The 18,770-nt window shown below is 47.6% G+C and carries 24 protein-coding genes; 14 read left to right on the top strand and 10 right to left on the bottom strand.

Translation table 11 applies throughout. The features are described 5' to 3' along the window. The 9 genes from G531_RS25495 to G531_RS25925 form a co-directional block, all read right to left on the bottom strand. A partial coding sequence (locus tag G531_RS25495) for a bifunctional DNA primase/polymerase (protein ID WP_162143203.1) occupies positions 1-1,732 on the bottom strand: 1,732 nt, incomplete at its 3' end. 103 nt (positions 1,733-1,835) lie between these two features. Then, entirely contained in the window at positions 1,836-2,645 is an 810-nt protein-coding gene (locus tag G531_RS25945) for a pentapeptide repeat-containing protein (RefSeq protein WP_152685837.1), read from the bottom strand. A gap of 39 nt (positions 2,646-2,684) precedes the next feature. Continuing rightward, the gene (locus tag G531_RS24995) at positions 2,685-3,584 is read right to left on the bottom strand and encodes a hypothetical protein (protein ID WP_022857407.1); all 900 of its coding nucleotides are present in this window, start codon (positions 3,582-3,584) and stop codon (positions 2,685-2,687) included. After that, on the bottom strand, positions 3,577-3,822 hold the full coding sequence (locus G531_RS25940) for a hypothetical protein (RefSeq protein WP_022857406.1): 246 nt from the start codon (positions 3,820-3,822) through the stop codon (positions 3,577-3,579). Before G531_RS25940 ends, G531_RS24995 begins: the two co-directional genes overlap by 8 nt. Next, on the bottom strand, positions 3,819-4,223 hold the full coding sequence (locus G531_RS25935; RefSeq protein ID WP_022857405.1) for a hypothetical protein: 405 nt from the start codon (positions 4,221-4,223) through the stop codon (positions 3,819-3,821). The genes G531_RS25940 and G531_RS25935 overlap by 4 nt, the downstream gene beginning before the upstream one ends. A gap of 210 nt (positions 4,224-4,433) precedes the next feature. After that, on the bottom strand, positions 4,434-4,883 hold the full coding sequence (locus tag G531_RS25490) for a RusA family crossover junction endodeoxyribonuclease (RefSeq protein WP_162143202.1): 450 nt from the start codon (positions 4,881-4,883) through the stop codon (positions 4,434-4,436). Then, on the bottom strand, positions 4,880-5,038 hold the full coding sequence (locus G531_RS27135; protein ID WP_161798650.1) for a helix-turn-helix domain-containing protein: 159 nt from the start codon (positions 5,036-5,038) through the stop codon (positions 4,880-4,882). The genes G531_RS25490 and G531_RS27135 overlap by 4 nt, the downstream gene beginning before the upstream one ends. Positions 5,039-5,060: 22 nt before the next feature. Next, complete coding sequence (locus G531_RS25930; protein ID WP_022857388.1) at positions 5,061-5,321, bottom strand: hypothetical protein; 261 nt, start codon at positions 5,319-5,321, stop codon at positions 5,061-5,063. 3 nt (positions 5,322-5,324) lie between these two features. Continuing rightward, positions 5,325-5,612 carry a hypothetical protein gene (locus G531_RS25925; RefSeq protein WP_022857387.1) on the bottom strand — a complete coding sequence of 96 codons (288 nt, stop codon included), beginning with the start codon at positions 5,610-5,612 and terminating at the stop codon, positions 5,325-5,327. Between the two features lie 39 nt (positions 5,613-5,651). Between G531_RS25925 and G531_RS25920 the strand changes: the two genes are divergently transcribed. Then, positions 5,652-6,188 carry a hypothetical protein gene (locus G531_RS25920; protein ID WP_022857386.1) on the top strand — a complete coding sequence of 179 codons (537 nt, stop codon included), beginning with the start codon at positions 5,652-5,654 and terminating at the stop codon, positions 6,186-6,188. Positions 6,189-6,378: 190 nt separating this feature from the next. Here the strand turns inward: G531_RS25920 and G531_RS25480 are convergent, their stop codons facing one another. Beyond that, positions 6,379-6,618 carry a helix-turn-helix domain-containing protein gene (locus tag G531_RS25480; RefSeq protein WP_022857384.1) on the bottom strand — a complete coding sequence of 80 codons (240 nt, stop codon included), beginning with the start codon at positions 6,616-6,618 and terminating at the stop codon, positions 6,379-6,381. Positions 6,619-6,841: 223 nt separating this feature from the next. Between G531_RS25480 and G531_RS25915 the strand changes: the two genes are divergently transcribed. The 13 genes from G531_RS25915 (at position 6,842) to G531_RS25885 (ending at position 18,686) form a co-directional block, all read left to right on the top strand. Continuing rightward, entirely contained in the window at positions 6,842-7,246 is a 405-nt protein-coding gene (locus G531_RS25915) for a hypothetical protein (RefSeq protein ID WP_022857383.1), read from the top strand. Between the two features lie 11 nt (positions 7,247-7,257). Beyond that, complete coding sequence (locus G531_RS25475) at positions 7,258-7,998, top strand: DUF3800 domain-containing protein (RefSeq protein ID WP_022857382.1); 741 nt, start codon at positions 7,258-7,260, stop codon at positions 7,996-7,998. A gap of 271 nt (positions 7,999-8,269) precedes the next feature. Further along, a complete protein-coding gene (locus tag G531_RS0119240) occupies positions 8,270-8,650 on the top strand; it encodes an ImmA/IrrE family metallo-endopeptidase (protein WP_022857381.1) in 381 nt (126 codons plus the stop codon). An 852-nt stretch (positions 8,651-9,502) separates the two neighbouring features. Continuing rightward, on the top strand, positions 9,503-9,811 hold the full coding sequence (locus G531_RS27130; RefSeq protein ID WP_080651188.1) for an HNH endonuclease: 309 nt from the start codon (positions 9,503-9,505) through the stop codon (positions 9,809-9,811). Positions 9,812-10,052: 241 nt separating this feature from the next. Beyond that, positions 10,053-10,361 carry a hypothetical protein gene (locus G531_RS25910; protein ID WP_022857378.1) on the top strand — a complete coding sequence of 103 codons (309 nt, stop codon included), beginning with the start codon at positions 10,053-10,055 and terminating at the stop codon, positions 10,359-10,361. Then, positions 10,354-11,928: a terminase large subunit gene (locus G531_RS25905; protein ID WP_021618659.1), complete on the top strand. Its 1,575-nt coding sequence runs from the start codon at positions 10,354-10,356 to the stop codon at positions 11,926-11,928. Before G531_RS25910 ends, G531_RS25905 begins: the two co-directional genes overlap by 8 nt. A 29-nt stretch (positions 11,929-11,957) precedes the next feature. Next, entirely contained in the window at positions 11,958-13,970 is a 2,013-nt protein-coding gene (locus G531_RS25465; protein WP_021618658.1) for a phage portal protein, read from the top strand. A gap of 2 nt (positions 13,971-13,972) precedes the next feature. After that, positions 13,973-14,689, top strand: coding sequence for an HK97 family phage prohead protease (locus G531_RS25460; RefSeq protein WP_021618657.1), 717 nt, complete (start codon positions 13,973-13,975; stop codon positions 14,687-14,689). Between the two features lie 6 nt (positions 14,690-14,695). Beyond that, positions 14,696-15,817 (top strand): phage major capsid protein, encoded by a 1,122-nt coding sequence (locus G531_RS25455; protein WP_021618656.1) that lies wholly within the window; start codon positions 14,696-14,698, stop codon positions 15,815-15,817. A 239-nt stretch (positions 15,818-16,056) separates the two neighbouring features. Next, positions 16,057-16,617 carry a hypothetical protein gene (locus tag G531_RS25900; protein WP_155827991.1) on the top strand — a complete coding sequence of 187 codons (561 nt, stop codon included), beginning with the start codon at positions 16,057-16,059 and terminating at the stop codon, positions 16,615-16,617. A 602-nt stretch (positions 16,618-17,219) separates the two neighbouring features. After that, positions 17,220-17,627, top strand: coding sequence for a hypothetical protein (locus G531_RS25895; RefSeq protein ID WP_021618651.1), 408 nt, complete (start codon positions 17,220-17,222; stop codon positions 17,625-17,627). Positions 17,628-17,653: 26 nt separating this feature from the next. Then, positions 17,654-18,268, top strand: coding sequence for a phage tail tube protein (locus G531_RS25890; RefSeq protein WP_021618650.1), 615 nt, complete (start codon positions 17,654-17,656; stop codon positions 18,266-18,268). Positions 18,269-18,407: 139 nt separating this feature from the next. After that, positions 18,408-18,686, top strand: coding sequence for a hypothetical protein (locus tag G531_RS25885; RefSeq protein ID WP_022857393.1), 279 nt, complete (start codon positions 18,408-18,410; stop codon positions 18,684-18,686). The last annotated feature ends 84 nt before the right edge of the window (positions 18,687-18,770 follow it).

The following is an 18,770-nucleotide window of genomic DNA, read 5'->3' as shown; positions in this document are numbered from 1 at the left end:
ACACCTCATACACACCACCACTCGTGGTAGAGCCTGCACCAATCACATAACCCAATCCGTCCACACGCAAATCAATGTTGTGTCCACCGGCTTTCACCTTGTTGAGTATGTGACCAGATAAGCCTTGCGGCATCTTATAGTACGCGTGCACACCGCCGCTAGGCGTGGTGACGAGGTAGGTGCGTGGGAACTCGCTACTGCCGTATTGTCCGACTGATAATTGGAGTGACTGCCAGCCATCCTGCTCACCCTCAGCCTTCGCCTTGTCCATGTCGATAACCATGTACCCAGCTTGTGGGATAACCGCATATGCTGCAGTGTCCGGAATACGACTTGTATCAATTGCTGGATTTTCGGCTTGCTTCTTCCAATTCAACGCACTCTTATCCTGACGTGCAGGAACATAATCCGCATGGAAACCAAACTCGGACAGGCTGATACGACCCGTGCTTTCGATAGGCCCAGGGACGGGGAGTGGCTTCGATGCTTCTTCAAGCTGTTTCTGGTCTTTCTCCCAGGCTTCACGGTATGGTTTGAAACGACGCTCATCAGCAACGACAAGAACACGGATGGAAGAGTTATCCTTCCATCTATATCCGCTTTTAAGTCCGAGTTTGCTGATACTGCTCTTATGCTCACGAGCCGACTCACTATAAGGATTATCACGCGAAACCGCATAACCCTGCTCGCAAATCATATCGACAAGCCACTGCTCAGCCTCCGACAAATCCGATGCCGAACCGACCGAAACATCATAATAAGGGTCATCACCATGCTGCAACCATGTCAAGCATGACGCCATCAAAAATGGTGCGACACCATACTGGCGTCGGAACTCTAACAGGCTCGCAAACTCGGACGGCTTCCTACCGTCCTTCATACGTACATAAACGAAACGGCGAGCAATAGCATTACTCATTGTTGTGATCACAGGATTGTTCGTCGCTACGATAAACGTGCAGCGAGGAGCAAAAGAGACTGCATTCTCCTGAATACGACGAGCAGTCACACTATCACCTGTCGAAATTTTCTTCAGAGCGGTCAACTGCTCCAAACTAATAGTGTCCGCATCCTCATCAAACGCCCACAACGCGCCAATAAGCTTACCCATCTCCTGCTGAGTATCAAAACCACCACTACCACGGCGACCACCCAATATTTTCTGCGAATCAACCGACGCCGTCAGACCAGGCAACGATGCAGCCAACGTATTCAACAAAATACCCTTACCATTACCACCATCACCATAAAGCACGTATGTCAAATGCTTGTATGGTTCCAACAATGGGGTGGCGAACATGCGGCACAAGTTCATTCCACTCTTATCGTCAACAGTCACATCGCGAAGGAACTGGACTGCCTGACCGGCAAGACCATCATCAAAACGCACATCCAACGTCACCTCAAACGGTTCACTAAAATATGGCGAAGAAGAGTCAATGTCAGCCATCTGACCGTTGAAACGAATGAACGCACGATCAGTAAACTTCACACCATGACGCACACGCTCAGTCTTTTTCGCACACTCCACACGTAACTGGTCATTCCACGGAGAGTACGCGTCACGCCCTGGAACATGGTACTCGTTTTCTAGATTGCTGATTGCATGCCACGAATCAAGACGCATGTTCGCCCCACTACGGTCAACGCGCACATTATTGTATACACGTTCAACATTTTGCGGCCCATCTGGAATCCGACTAAAAGTGTAACTAGTATCAGCCTGCCGCACGATACACTCCTAAAAAAGAAATAAAAAAATAGGGTAAAAGGATTAGAAAAAGGGGTGGGGTAGAGGAGGAAGAAAAGAGCCTCTACCCCAAAAATATGCGAGTTTAGAATACTGGGTTACCGTCTTGCCCCATAGTAGGAGGCAACACAGCCTCCACCTGAGCAACAGTCACTCCAAGGAATCCGGCAATATCCTGCACAGTTTTACCCATGTTCAGCATGGACTGCACTTGGCTAGCACTAATAGCAGGAGCCTGCTGTACTGGTTGTTGTGCTACTGGCGTCTGCGCCTGTACTGGAGCCTGCTGAACTGGCTGAGCTTGCTGTGCCTGTTGTGGCATTGCCTGCTGCTGAGACGCTACAGGCTCGTCCAGTAAACCGGACACTGCAGCCTGAGACTGCGGAATAATACGATACTCATACATTTTAGGAGGCTGAGGAGCATTACCACGCTCACCATACCCCGCAAAACGAGCAGCAAACACATCACCCTTAGCAGGTTCCTTCACACCAGCCTGACGGCAAGCCTCACGCAAAGCCTTCAACTGAACACCCCAACCCTTAATCCAAAGGGAACGACGACCATCATCCTCATCATCAATAGGCGGAAGAGACGTCTGTAACACAATATGAATCTGCTGTTTTGCCTGACCGTCCTGCCATGTTGCAGGCATCTTAGTCTGAAAATCACGCATCTGTGACACTTCAACACTAACAATCTCACCCTCAACCATGTCGCCAGGCTTACTATCAGCAGTGAAAAACGCTTTTGCGCCACCGCCTTGAATCAGCGAGCCAAGAGATGCTAAGCCTGTAGCCGGTGCGGCAGCCTGCTGCACACCAGAATTACCAAAACCATTACTGTTAAAACCAGTGTTATTAAACCCAGTATTAGTCTGACCAAAAACCATCATAAACTCCTTAAAAAATATTGGAAAATGAAAAAATGAAAACTATGCGAGCATGGGAGCAGTAGAAGGAATCAAATCAATAAAACCCTCATACTGTTCAGGCACGCTCACATTGTTTGAATTGAACTCTTGAGCCAAGCCACTGTCTGGCCATGTGGAACAGTCAAAACAGTGAGATTCAGAGCGTGGCAGCATACTAATCCACGCGTCACGCACAGCCACACCACTATTCAGCTCAATCGTGTCCAACAGTGTGACCAGTAGTTGGGCTCGCTGCAACGCCCACTGTCCAAGCTCAGGCTGGAACTCATGCTCCCAAATAAAAGCATCATTCAAACTCATCGACGTGCGAGGAAGATAGAATACGCAGCTACGTTCAACCGTCTCACCCTCAGCCACCAGTCCAAGCCCATACAAGGAGGCTTGCACCTGATACTGTTGTGATGGTGAATGTACGCGAGCAGAACGTAATGTTGTCGAACCGACAACCTTCCAATCAACCGTCGCACGTTCACTCTTATCCCACAAATCAATCGAACCGGACACGTCATAACCGTCAGACAACCCCTGAAGCCGGCCAACAGTGACACGTTTCTCCGTCTCAAACCTGTTTTCAAACGGCGACCCCACCGTCTCAGATAGTTCAGTGAAATAGTGTTCGAAATGCTCATGCACACACGTGCCAATAAACGGCAACCATGCCACGCCCTGCGACCGCTGCCAGCCCGCCAGTTTCGCAGCTAAACAGTGCACGCAATCCGTACCAAGCTCACTCGGCCCAATACGTTTCTGTAATGAGCGTGGAGCATTCACAATACTGTTTTCAATAATCTGCCGAATCTGTGGCCACACTGTCAAAACCGGCTCGGTAGAAGCAACGGTAGGCGTATCATCATGTTTACTGTTTTGCCCGTTCAACACGGCGAGAACATCATCAGACACGATCACCACCAGCCTCAGCGAGCGCACGCCGATACTCGGCAACTAGCGCATGTTTCTTCACACGGTCGCGTTCACGCTTATCCTCAACCCTGGCACGCAGCACACGCTCATCCAAAGCAACATATTGAGGATGTTTCTCTAAGTTCAACCTGTTCAAGCGAGCCAAATGAACAAACCTGACAAGGTCGGGCTGAGTGCGAATGAAGTCAAACAAGCCAGTGTTGAGCTGGACTCTCATTTAACCACCACCGACCTAGCGCCAACAGTCTGATAATCCTCCAACTGGAGCGGACTGAAATGAGCTTTCACAGCCTTCGAATCCAACGCGACCTTATACAAGTCAGGATGCTCAGCAGCAGGATAATCATGCTGCAACTTCGCCGAATCCAAACGACGCACACCAGCCCTCACAACAACCTTCACACCATCAGCCGGATATGTGCCAGGCTCATGCGTGTCAAGAATCTGCTGTTTAATCTGTTCCGCTTCCAACTCCATAGACTGGATAGTATCCTGCAAGTCAACAAGACGCTTCGCCTGCAAGATAAGCAGATTCTGCTTACTACGCTCATCAACATCCACAGGCACAGGCTCAGTAACCGTAGGCATAGCAACAGTATTTTTTGTTTGAGTAACCATAACAAACTCCAAAAAAAGAAAAATAAGGGGAAAATTTTAGAAAGGTAAACTAGGCGGAGGAACAGGAACATAAAACACACGCTTCACATGCCCCGGCATGCTACGCTTATGTGAATCCATAACCTGTAAAGCCATCTCCACATCACACGCAGGAGCCAAAGGCCCGCACGTACGACACTTCGGCAAACACCAACGAAACTTATAAGACACTTACGCCTCCTCGCCATCATCAGCGACGAGAATAATATCCGTATGCGGATCATAAGGCTCACCAGTGTCCGGGTGAGTCAACACGTCACCGCTACGGCGGTAACGAAGACGACCATTCCGCCCTGGCACCATGCGAGACGGGTGAACCTTACACGCCATCAGACGCGTAATCTGCGAATCATCAACAAACGCGACACCATTCAAAGCATCCTGCACCAGTTTCGCCAGATTATCCACATCCACACGCCTAAAATCACCCAGGTAGAACGACATGAGAATCTGCACATTGCCCGAAAATGGGACAGCATCCGGAAACTCTGCAAGATACGCGTCACGAACAGTCTGCTCGTTCACTACATTCTCTTTCGGGTTCACACCCCTGCCGTGAAATACTTTTGGACGTTTCTTCGGCCTCGGCTCACCCGCAACAGTAAACTCACGAACCGTCACAATGTATCCTCCATCGCAAACTTCTTCAACGATGAATAATTCACACGAAAAGTCCGTCCAACATTCTTTGCACGAAGCTTCCCCTGCCGAATAAGCCCACGCACAGTACGCGTATCACAATGTAATAATTCAGCAGCTTCAGGAGTAGACACCATCAACGGTTCACGAAAACAACGCTCACTCACCATCATCATCCTTCCCTGAACGTTCAGCAGGCGGCATGGCGACCACGAGCATGATAAACGCAAAACTTGCAGCAATATACACGAAAAAAGCAAAGATACTATTCAACGGATGATCCATCGCATTACCGGTCAATAGGTAAAAGAACGAGCCAAGACTCATAACCCCACACACGATAAGCCCAACGAGGCTCCCAATATGCTTGTAACGATTATCCTGCAACTCTTTACGAGCCTGAAGAGTATCAACAAACACGATTTACTCCTCTCCCTTATCAACGGCAACAGGCATGTAATCACGTTGAAAAATCTGCCCCGTCGCCGTACTGTTTTCACCAGTCGAAAGATTATGAAGAACATAATCAAACGGTTCAGCTTGACACACGGAGCTCGCAGAATTATCAACCTGGATAGAATCCACGCCAACATGGCGGAGGCGCCCCGTGCGCATCAAATCCAACAACCAGTCAGGGTAACTATCAAACTCAAAATCACCCTTGTATTTGACCGCGTCAACAGTACGCGGCTTACACATAAAAACAGCCACAATAAAACTCCTTAAAAAAATAAAAGTAGAATAAATAGAATGAATAATTTGAACATGGTCGACTGGCTAAATCACTACTCAGGACTCGTAGAAACAATTTTGACCGTTCTTGGCGGAATAGTAGGTTCACTCATCACATTCTTCATTCAAAAGAATGGAGAAAAGAAAAAGATTAGCCAAGTCAAGAAAGAACTTGAAATTAAGGAACAACAATTACGGGTACTACAAGAACAAACAGAAGTACAACGTAAACAGTTATCTCTCATCCAAGTAAGAGAAGAAATCCCACATTGGACTATTAACCTCAGCCAAGGAACCACGTATACGTTATATAGCGAGAATGCGTTTACAGCATTAAACGTCACTATCACATACGATGGAATAGATCTAGGTCAAGGTCTTACAATCCAGTTGGGAGATTTTACCGCAGGAAGTTCAAAGAGTTTCGAGCTAAGAGCTGCAGCAATATGGGGCGGATTATCTAGTAACGATGTCACCATAAGCTGGACAATCGAAGAAAACCCGATAGTCCAAGAACAGACAATTACTCTTCCTCCTCGCCCACGTAAGAGCTAAGAACGTCCAGAACATCATGACGGCTTACAACCGCACACTTAGTATAGGTAACAAGCACTCTATCATCAGTAATTTCAATCTTGATAGGAGTGTCGTAACTGATAAGCGCGGTGTCATCCTCACCAAGAAGCTTTAAAATCTTTAATAGGGCACTTCGCGTAAGTTTATCTTGATAAATACTAATCATCACCTACTCCTTCCCCTGCTGCTGTGCGCGCTTTTCACGCTCCTCAGCAAGAGCGGTTAATTCATAAAAATTAAGATTTAAAAAAGTCGCCACAGTTCGTAATTCGGCAATCGTGAAGCTAGAAGTGCCATTCAACTTTCTGTTGACAGTCGATATATTCACTCCAAGTGCTTTTGCTAAATCCATTTGCGTTAAATTAAATGCAGTTAGCTCTGCTTTAATAGTTCTTTCTAATGAGTGCATACTCACCTCCTTAATGTCATATATGCGATAAATTGAAGTAATATATAAGAAATTCACTATTTATTTTTCAAGCAACACAGGTATTTAAACCTTCGGTAGATAGCACACATTCTAGTATCATATTGGCGACAATGCAAACAAGATAGGCGAAAACACACAAAACTATGCGTTCTTTCGGCGTGTCATATAGGCGATAAAGCGTTAATAAATATATGCTTTGTATATGGTTAAAGACTCTGATTTGCGTAGAGTACGCGATGTTACTATAGAAACGTCTGAATTTTTGCAATATAAATTAAAGCAAAAAGATTTTACAGTACAAGATGTCCAAAAATGGCTAGACAGAAGCTATGGATATACATACAATCGGATAACAGGTAAAAATTCGATTAATATTGATGAGCTAGAAATTATTGCTAAGCATATTGGATATTACAGCATTCTCGATTTCTTCAATGCTCAATATGAATACTTCTACCCACCTCGTTATACAGTCACCGATTTCAAGGAAGAAACACTCTACGATATCAACGACGATACCACCCCAAACACAAGCGAAATACAGCTCGCAGCACACCACGACAAAAACAAACATAACGAGCAAGAACTAGACAACTACGGAGCATAAGGAAAACAATAATGACAGACTTCAGCGACTACATCGTATTCGTAGATGAATCAGGAGACCAAAGCCTCGACTCAATATCACGTGAATATCCAATCTTCGTTCTCGCCTTCTGCATCATTGAGAAGAAACACTATTACGAATACATAGTTCCACGAGTGGAAAAACTTAAATTCGATACATTTGGAACCGATATACCCATTTTCCATGAACGAGAAATTAGAAAACAGCGTGGATTCTTTAAACCACTCATTGATGATGCCCTACGCGCAAAATTCTTCACCGAACTTAACGACATCATGGATCAATCAAAATACGAAATAATCACAAGCATAATAGACAAAAGAAAATACGTGCATCTCCCTAAGCCACGTAACGTTTATTCCCTAGCCGTTGAATTTGGTATAGAACGTGTATTCCTCAGTATGCAAGAGAAGAAACAAAGAGGTAAGAAAGTTCCAATTATCTTTGAATCACGCGGGAAAGCCGAAGATAGGACACTGCAGCAGGAATTTGACCGTATTGTTGACGAATGCTCATACAGCGGCATAAACGGAATGTTTGATTTCCATTGCGTCAGTAAGCAAGCAAATCTTGCAGGATTACAGTTTGCTGATTTAATAGCACGTCCTATAGGAATACACTATCTGCACAACACGAAGAATGATACATCATATAATATTTTGCGTAAGAAGTTCAGGCGAAGCCGCGAAGGGAATATTCTGCATTATGGAGTCAAAGTCTACCCAGAGTAAAACAAAAGCGGCAGAAATAACTCCTGCCGCCGACCGAGTACCCCAGTCCATTTGTATTTACAATATACTACACTTTTAGTACTAAAAGCGCAAGAGTATTCGGTGTGTCTATAAGTAATTAGCCATTTTCTTATATAAAATCAAGGGACGCCGCAGCGTCCCAAGTGCTCCTTCTACAACTAGGCAGACGAGTAATATTATTCTATCGCATTGTCCTCCATATCTGTCATTCTGAAATGCTCACCCTCAAAAAAATAGGGGAGGTGAAACGGTGGGCATAACACTCAACCAGCTATACCAAATAGCCGAAAACGCAGGACTCAACATCATAGAAACCCCACTCAACGATGACGAAATGGGATACTACGACGACTCCACACACACCATCCTGCTCGACAACACACTTAACGACCGGCAAAAGAAATGCACCCTCGCACACGAACTCATCCACGCCAAGCACCACGACAATATGCACGATAAGCGTACAGAAAAACGCACAATACGAGAAACAGCCAACTGGCTCATAGACCCACTCGAATACGCAACCGTAGAACAACTCTACGAAGGCAATGGCACACTTATGGCGCTCGAACTCGACATTACCATGCAAGTACTCGATGACTACCAACACATACTCGCAAGCAAGTTCTAAACCAAACCCCTCGAAATCGAGGGGTTTAAAAACATCAACACCCTCACACCTCTCACACGTCCTCACGTCAGTGGTGTGAGGACGTAAACCATTGAAAATATTAGCCTTAAATACTATTCCTCACACCATCACACCACTTTTCAGAAAATACGTGTAATCAAAAGAGGGAGGAAAGTAAAAAGGTGTGAGGAATTAAAAACAACACCGCTCAAAACCAATAATTCCAACCCCTTACGCACCTCACACCTATATGTGAGGAAAGGAGTGAGGAACAATAAAAATTCCTCACTCCTCCTGCTTGACAAAATCCAGCCCAACAGGTACATTAGTAAAGTAGCCATTCGAATACCGAATGGCATTATTCATATCTACAGTCTTAAAAAGCAACTATTAAGAAATACCTTTAATAGTTCAATCGTGCTTGCAAATTCCAAAGAAGGACAACAAAAATGAGTAACACTCTCAAACCAGCAGTAGTCCTCTCAAACCAGCAGTAGTCGAACTCCACGTCGACACCACACGAGTACGAAAACTCCTCGCCGACATCATTCACTTGCTCGACGAATACGACGAGGAGATTAAACAAGTTAACCAAAATTAATCTTGATTCATGCACTCGATGTGTACAGCAACAGTGCCTTCAGGATTATTCGACTGGTCTAACGGTTTGCCACAAACAGGGCAAGTGTTGTGAAGTGACTTAGCGTAATTCTTACGCACCTCATCTTCCAACTGCTTCAACCCTGCCTCGTTAATCTTAATATTCGTTAAATGTCCCATACTTGAATCACCTCCTCACCATTGAGACAATTCAAGTATAAAACCCGTTTTTCAAAAAAGGCTCAATCAATCATGCCCGCAAAAGACTTATGGGCAAGCAGTCAAGGCAAAAACCTTAGAAAAGCCTGCTACCAGCGAGACGCCCACAGCAACCAACCCTGCTGGATCTGCCACCTACCCATCGACTACACACTCGGCATGTACAAGCCAGGCAAAAGCACAAACTGCTATGAGCCAGACCACGTCAAACCACGAGCAAAATACCCCGAACTCACCCTCGACCCCACAAACATTAGAGCATCACACGCCCACTGCAACAGGTCAAGAGGCAAAAAAGCAGGAAAAAACGAGCTCGGAACCCCCACAAGACAATGGTTCTAAACAAAAATAGTATAAAACCACAAAACCCCGGCATAAAATCGTGCAAAATCGTAGAAAAGTTAGGGGAGGGGCTTCAAAAAGTTGACGAAAAGGTCTCTTCTCTTGCTACGCATTCCCACTGGCAGTGTTTTCTCATTCGACACGAATTTGAGGGGTACCTCACTGTAGAACCACAATATTTTAGATTTTGAACCGTCAAAACGATTGTTTTGGCGGTTTTACTGTTAAAGGAGCGTGAAATATGGCTGTACGAAGTGTGAAAGAGCCTGAAAGTATGCTCGAAGCGGTCAACATGAGCGTAACCGAAGCAGTAAAAACGGGCAAACTTGACCGGAAGAAGCATGCTGCAGCAATTAGAGCACTCCGACTGCTTGCCCAGACAGCTGATGAAGGTCGTCCGAATGACAATGTGACTCTTCCCACGATGCTGAAGTTCCTTACTACGTTGAATCTTGTTCCTGCACCTGAAGTGGTGGATAAGAAGCCGGCGGTGAAAGTCTCATCTTTGGATGAGATGCGCGCGAAGTTGAAGGTACATTCGCATGCTTAAAGGTTCGACAACCCCGCGCATTTATACTGCAGCTAAACGAGACCTCACTCCCGAGACTTCGCTTGGCTTCGCAGTCGTAGAGTTCGCTAAAACCGTGCTGAAAGAACCTTTATTGCCTTGGCAGGAGTGGCTTGCTATTCACGCTCTTGAAATTGAGGGTGACTTGCAAGGCTCGTGGCGGTTCCGCTACCGCACCGTTCTCGTGCTTGTGGCACGTCAACAGGGCAAAACGCACTTGTCGAAAGTTATCGCCTCATTCTTCCTGTGGATGCTGGGCGTGAACCTTGTGATTGGCACGTCTACGAACTTGGAGGCTGCTGAAGAAGTTTGGGAGGGTGTGGTCGCGCTCGCTGAGGATGTTCCTGAACTGTCGGAAGAAGTTGAACGTGTTTACCGTAGTGCGGGCAATAAGACTCTCACGTTGACTGACCGTCGCCGGTATAAAGTGACGACGTCGAATCGTAAAGGTGCTCGTGGTAAGTCTGGTGATCTTGTGTTGCTTGATGAGCTGCGTGAGCATCAGACGTGGGAAGCGTGGAGTGCTGTTAGTAAGACGACGATGGCTCGGCCTAACGCGCTTATCTGGTGCATGTCGAATGCGGGTGACGCGTCTAGTGTGGTGCTTCGCTCGCTTCGTGCAAAGGCTCATGCGCAGCTTGGTGACCCTGATGGGGTTGCTAAAGAGGCTGGCATGCTGGGTAATCCTGGCGATGATGATGTTGATGATGATAGTCTCGGCATTTTCGAGTGGAGTGCGCCGGTTAATGCGGATATTCATGACCATTCCGCGTGGGCTCAGGCTAACCCGTCGCTTGGCTATGGGTTTGTTACTGAGCGTGCTCTTGCTTCTGCGTGTGCGACTGACCCTGAGGATGTGTTTAAAACTGAGTGCTTGTGTCAGTGGGTGACGGCTGCGATTCAGCCGCCTTTCGCTGAGGGTGCTTGGGAGGCTGGTATTCGTGCGGATAGCAAGATTGCTCCTGACTCGGTTTTGACTTTTGGTGTGGACGTGAGTGCTGACCGTCAGCATGCTTCGATTGCTGTATGCGGGCAACGTGCTGACGGTAATTGGCATGGAGAGGTTATTGCTTACCGCAACGGTTTGGGTTGGCTTCCTGACGCTATTAGTGTTCTTGCGTCGAAGCAGCCGGCTGACGTGCCTCTTCGTGTGGCTTTACAGGCTAAGGGTGCTCCAGTTTCGAGTGTTCTTGATGGTATTGCTGCTGTTGATGGTGTGGAGATTATTCCGTGCCAGGGGCGTGATGTTGCTGGCTGGTGTGGCAGGCTGTGGGATGCGGTTGACGCGTCTAATCCGAACGCTGTGGAACCGTCTGATAGCGTGAAGCTTTTTCATATTTCTCAGCCTCGCCTTGATATTGCTGCGAATACTGCTGTTACTCGTCCTATGGGTGATGGTGCGTGGGCGTGGGACAGGGTGAAGAGTACGGAGGAGATTAGCCCGCTTGTAGCGTTGACGATGGCTTTTGGCGCGGCCACGCAGGTGGAGGAGCCTGAGGAGCCTGTGAAGGTCTCGGCTTACGCGTCGCATGATGTGATGTTTATTTAAAATTTTTCGCTTTTGAGGGAGTTGACAGTATGAGTTTTCTCGACCGTCTTTTTGGGCGCCCCGTGTACGTGCAGAGGGGTGGTGTTGCTGCTACTGCCGTATTGGGGAAGAGTCCGGCTGACTTGTATCGTGAACAGCCTGAGGTGCGTGCGGTAGTCAGTTTTATTCAGGATGCTGTCGCTTCCACCCCATTGAAAGTGTATAAGCGTGTTGATGAGAATGACCGTCAGCGTGACCGCACTAGTGTTGCTGCCCGCCTGTTGGCGTCTCCGTCGGATGGAGTGACAACGTTCGAGTCAATAAGTCGCCTTGTGGGTGACTTGTGTTTGTATGGTGCGTGCTTGTGGCATGTGGCGCCGAACGTGCAGCGTGACACGGGTTGGACTATCACGTATATTCCTTACGCGTGGGTGCGAGATGTATACACGTTGGATGGTTTCACCCCGTCAGCTTACGTGGTGCAAAATCCTGTGTCTGGTCGTGCGCCTGTGACTATTCCTGCGTCGGATACGGTGCGTTTTGCTGCGTATAATCCGACTGGTGGAGTGGAAGCTGTCAGTCCTATTGACTCGTTGAAAAGTATTCTTGCTGAACGAGTCAGTGCGCTTGATTTTCGTAATAAGAATTGGCGCAATGGTGGCTGGGTGAACCGGTGGATTAGTCGCCCTGCTGGCGCTGTGTGGGATGATCAGCAGCGTCAACGTTTCGCTGCTTCTTGGAGAGCACGCTTCGCAGGAAGTGAGGGCACTGATAGTGGCGGCACGCCAATTCTTGAAGATGGCATGCAATTGCATGACAGTACGTTTAACGCTCGTGAAGCACAGTTCGCAGAAGTCACACAGCTAACTCGTGAAGATGTATGCGCAGCATATCACTTGAATCCGTCGCTTATCTATCACACAAGCACACAAACGTACGCGTCGGCAAAGGACAATGCTCGCGCATTGTATTCGGAGACTCTCACTCCGCTCATGGATTTAATCGTCGAACGTATCAACAAGGTTCTGCTGCCTATGCTTGGCGTGGACGCGGACACTTATGTTGAGTTTGACCTGTCTGCGAAAGTGAGCGCGAGCTTCGAAGAACAGGCACAAATGTTGACGAGTGCTGTGGGTGCTCCGTGGATGCTTGTTGATGAGGCGCGCGCGATCATGAACCGTCCAGCATTAGGCGGTAGCGCTTCTAAGCTCGTCCAACCGTTGAATCTTGCTTACGGTGATGAGGGTGAGCCAAGCAACACGCTTAATAGTGGTGTTTCGGCCGTGAAATCGGGCGAACCGCATTTCAAGTCTCATCAAACGCCGAACGATGCGGATAGTGAGCTTGTTGCGAAACAGTTAGCGAAGTTTTTCACACGGCAGAAACGTAGCGTGCTCGCTGAGATCACTAAGCAAGCGAAAAACGGTACACTCCGTGTAAAAGCTGACGACGGTAATGATTATCCAGACTGGTGGGATGGGAAACGGTGGAGCAAAGAGCTCGCTGACGACCTCACCCCATTATTCCTCCAACTGAGTGAGAAGCATGCGAAAGAAACGTTGAAAGACGTACGTTTGAAACCGAACCCTTACGACGTGGAACGCACGCAAGCGTACATTCGCACTATGGCAGAAGGCAAAGCTACAGCGTTAAACAATGTGACTTTACGTCAGTTACAGGAAGCTCTCGAACGGCAAAACTCAGACGATAACGAGGATACGGATGACAGTATCCTGGCGAACTCGCCTGACGGAGTCTTCGAAAAAGCTGAATCATCGCGCTCGCTGTCGGCTGGTCTCGCATTCTCTACTGCTTGTGCCGTGTTCGGCAGTATGGAGGCGGTAAGGCAGCAAGCGCCGTCTAGCGTTTTTAAGCGTTATAAGACGTGGGTTCATGGGGGAAGTTCGAATCCGCGCAGTGAGCATTTGGCTATGGATGGGGAGCGAGTCGAAATGGATGCTGAATTTTCCAACGGTTCGCAATATCCGCATGATCATGGCATGACTCCTGATGAATCCTGTAATTGCACGTGTTCTGTCGAAATTGAAATTTGGAAGGAATAAAAATGACACTCTACAAGAGTTTTCATGTTAAGGCTGAGGATGCTGGTGAAGGCATTATCGAGGGGTATGCGTCCACGTGGGATAAAGAGCCTGATTCGTATGGTGACATTGTTGCTAAAGGTGCTTTTACTCGCACGTTGAAAGAGCGTGGCGATAATCCTATCCCGTTCCTTTTTGGGCATCGTACTGATACGCCTGAAATGAACCTCGGCGCAGCTACGGCTGTAGAAGATGATAAGGGGTTGAAGTTCACTGCGAAGCTTGACCTTGATAATCCGAATGCAGCATATACTTATAAGCTTTTCAAAGAAGGTCGTATCAACCAGTTTTCGTTTGCGTACGCTGTGCGTGATGCGGGTGAGGTTGAACTTGACGAGGGTGTGAAAGCGAATGAGCTTCGTGACCTTGACCTCTTTGAGATTAGTGCTGTTCCTATTCCTGCTAATCAGCATGCTGTTGTGACTGATGTGAAAGCTGGGCGTAGGAATAGTAAAGCGGATGCGGATATTCTCGACCAGATTCGAGAATTCGCTCAGAACATTCTTGACTCTATTGACAAGCTCAATGGGGACAACACTGATGATGAACATGCGGACGAACCGTCCCAGGATAAGCCAACAGCGCCAGAGAGCGATGATGGTTCGGATTCTGGTGATGAGGGTAAGGCAGCGTTCCTCGAAATGAAGAAACAAGCAATTCTATCTACTTTAGAAAGGTAAAAGATAATGAATTTGAAGGAAATGTTGGAGGCTGCTAAGTCTCGTATCGCACAGGCTGACTCTGTTGAAGAGCTGAAGGCAGCCCAGGAAGAGTACAACAAGATCAGTGAGCAGATTAAGCTTGCTGAGCAGAAGGGTGCTATCCTGGACGGTCTCAAGCCTGCAAAGGAAACGCAGGTAGAGAAGAAGGAGACTCCAGCTTCTCTTGGTGCTTTCGCTGTTAAGGAGCTTGACACTCGCTCGCTTAAGTCTGCTCGTGGCGCTGTAGGTACTGGATTCGGTTTCAAGGCGAACACTGACCTGCACACCACTCCAACCATCAACGTTACCGATACGAAGGTTGTTGACGTTCAGCCACGCCCTCTCTACGTTCGTGACTTGTTCGGCTCTGAGGCCATTTCTGGCAACTCTTTGACCTACTTCGTACTCCAGCCTACTGAGGGTAAGCCTGCAAAGACTGCCGAGGGTGCGAAGAAGCCACAAATTCACGTTGGCTACGATTCTAAGACTGTTGCTTTGGAAAAGATTGCAAGCTTCTTCAAGGAATCTGATGAGCTTCTCGAAGATGCAGCATTCATGGAGTCTGCGATTAACAATCGTGGTATTTATGAGCATAATCTTGCTGTAGAAAACGAGCTTGTTTCTACTCTGCTTGGCACTTCTGGTATTCAGACTGTCGCGTTTAAGGATAATGCTCAGGACACTCTCTACACTGCGATGACGAACATTCAGACTGCAACTGGTTACACTGCTGACGCCATCGTTATTAACCCTGCCGATTATCAGACTTTGCGCTTGGCAAAGGACGCTAATGGCCAGTACATGGGTGGCGGCTTCTTCTACGGTGAATATGGTAACGGTTCTCTTGTTCAGCAGCCTGGCATTTGGGGTCTTCCAACTGTTGTTACTACTGCTGTGGAAAAGGGTACTGCGATCGTTGGCGCGTTCAAGATTGCAGGTAGTGTCGTTACTAAGGCTGGTTCTGGTCTTCGCGTTGAAGTTTCCAACGCTAACGAGGATGATTTCATCACTAACCGTGTAACTGTTCGTGTGGAGGAGCGTCTCCTGCTCGCTACTCGTGTTCCTGCAGCATTCGCTAAGGTCACTCTCGCAGGCGCTGCAGCATAACCCTGTAACGTGTTTTTTTAAAGGACAGTAAAACTGCTCATATGGTGGGATGGTTTTTACTGTCCTTTTCTTATGCGTGAAAGGTTTTTTGATGCTTAAAATTTACGAGTTTAATGGTTTAACATTCCAATGGCATGAGGGTGACCAGCCCGACGAAGCAACTCTTATAGATAAGCCTGAGCTTGGTGTGAAACGTCAGCCTGCTGTGAATAAGCGTCGAACCGTGAAAAATAAGACGGGTGATGCTCATGCTGGCGACTAACTGGGGCTACAGCATCGACGTTGACAAGCTTCCACTGTTGCTTACAGTTGACGAATTCGACAGTATGGGTGGCTCTTCCATGAGCTCCGGCTATGAGGCGAAGCAAGCAACGTTGAACGGTGTCTCGCAAGCTATTCGTGACTATTGTGGCTGGCATGTAGCGCCAAAACTCACTTGCAAGGCTGTTGTTCCTGATTCGGCTCACGTGATACTTCCAAGCATGGGCGTCACTGAGCTTACCGAGACTGTGTCAACAGTGGAACCACGTCATGCGAACTCGTATGGTGTGATTGATATGCGCCGTCAAGCGTTGCTTGAGGTGACGTATGTGGCTGGTTTTGACATGGTTGACGCGTTGAAACAGGCTGCGTATCAGATTGCCGCGAATCATCTTGTTGCTACTGCAGGTCTTCGTGAAGAACATGCAGGACAGGTGGGTGCAACTTACAATCAGACCGATAATGGCGTATCTGGTGGCGTCCGTTTGCTTGCCTCGGATAAGGCTATGCTCGCACCGTACAAGCTTGTAGGAGTGTGATTTGCATGGGTTTGCCTACGTGGTGTAATGACACTCTCATGGTGTCGCGCCCTGGCGTGAAACAGTCTCGTGGTGTGAACGTGAAAGATTGGGAACATCCAGTCACTCACATGATCACTGGCTGTAGCGTGCAGCCGCAAGCGGAGAGTACTGATTATTCTCAACCTGCTCAGCCTACGAGAGTGACGTGTGTTGCTTATGTGCCGTCTGGTGCGGATATTCAGCGTGGTGACAAGGTGACTTTTGAGGGTGCTGATTTTCGTGTTGAGACTATTCCTGTTGGCTGGCGTAGCCCGTTTGGGCGTGCGTCGCATATGACGGTGAATTTAACGGAATGGGAGGCATAGTATGTCTCGAAAAGGTTTTCGTATTGAACTTAATTCTGCTGGAGTCCAACAACTGTTGAATGATAGCGGTTTATCTGCCGTGTGTGCTTCTAACGCGCAGCGTATCGCTAGTAAAGCTGGTAAAGGTTTTCGTGTATCTCGCCAGTGGCAGGCAGGATATGGTGGTGGTCGTACCGCTGTATCAGTGCGTACTGCAACACCTGGAGCACGTGAAGCTGAAGCGGTGAATAAGACTCTTACACTGGCGGTGCAATCATGCAGAGCCTAACCAGACCGCAGGATGCTGAATGGTTGCTCGCTCAAGAAATCACCCGTCTTGCTCACGTGGATGCGAGCGCGAACCAGTCCACCAATATCTCCGGTAAAAAACCATACGTGTGGGTATTCCAGACAGGGTGTACTCCGGTGACATCTGTGAGCTGGCAGCATGATTTCAGTATTGATATTTGGGCGGGTAAGGATGATGACTATTCGCAGGTTACCGACGTTGCGCGCACTATTGCTGGCTATCTTGCAAGTTTGAGTTTGCAAAGTGGCGAATATGCGTGGCATGCGCCTGATGTGATGAACATGTATCCGAATCCTGACCCTCAACGTCCACACGTTCCACGCGTAACACTTACTTACAGTGTCCAGTTGCGCGGTGAATCGATTGATTTTTAGAAAACATTAAAGTGAAAGGTTAAATTATGGCAGAAGTAACGCAGGGTATTGATGCTAATAAAGTTTATTTGCCGTCTCCTGACCAGTCTGCTACCACTGGCGCAGTACAGATTGCGAAAGTCGGTGTAGCGAAGCCTGCGGATGCTCGCACGGTCATGCCTTCTAACGAGTGGGGTACCTCTCTCGGCTATATTGGCGAGGATGGTCTCACAATTAGTGGCGTGATGAGTGCTGGTGACAAGATTAAGGAATGGGGTGGCAGTGCTGTGCGCGTTACTAATGGTGACGCCGAGCCTACCATTAGCATTCCTAGCATTCAGGTTGATGAGACTCTCGCTAAGCTCATCGTTGGCGATGAGAATGTGAAGACTGTTGATGCTAATAGTGATCATGGCCGCCAGCTGGAGATTGCTTTTAACGGTAAGGTTGGGGAGCCTCGCGCTTGGGTGTTTAACATGAAGGACGGTAATCGTCGTATTCGTGCTTTCGCTCCGAATGCGCAGGTGTCTGAGCTTGACGATTTGCAGTTTGTTCCTACCGCGGCTAATTCTTACGCTTTGACATTGAGTCTGAACGTTGACACGGCAGGTAACTTCCTTTACTTGTTCTATGACGACGGCAAGGTCGAAGCTGTCGCATAAACGACAGGGGCAAAGGGGATTTTTATTCTTGCTACCGGTTTCCATGTTGAGTGTATTCATGAAGTTTTCCATCCTCCTTATCTTCATGGCTCACCGTGAAAACTGGCAGCAGTTTTTCAATTAAAGGAGAAAAAATATTATGGCTTTCGTACTCGAAAACGATGCTAAGAAGACTTTCGATTTCAAGATTGGTAAGCAGGGAAAAATGTATCATCTTCCACTGCTTATGGATTTACCATTAACAGCGCAAGTAAAGATTGCCGCATTGACACGTAAGAATGAGACTGAAGAGCTTATCAAGCTGCTTATTGACGTGTTTGAAAAGTATGCTCCAGGCTCGACGAAAGAGTTGACAGCGGGCATGTTTACGCAGCTTATTACTGCATGGCGTGAAGCTTCCCCATTAGCGGGGGAATAATAGCCCTACTCAACGTTAACGAGGACACGAGTAGGGCGTTTGAAGCGGATATTATAGACCGTTTCCATATGAGTTTAAGTCAGG

The sequence above is a fragment of the Granulicoccus phenolivorans DSM 17626 = NBRC 107789 = JCM 15570 genome (genome assembly GCF_000423085.1).
Lineage (GTDB): Bacteria > Actinomycetota > Actinomycetes > Propionibacteriales > Propionibacteriaceae > Granulicoccus > Granulicoccus phenolivorans.
Note: the sequence above shows the minus strand (reverse complement) of the source record. Positions and strands in the feature narration are given on the sequence as shown.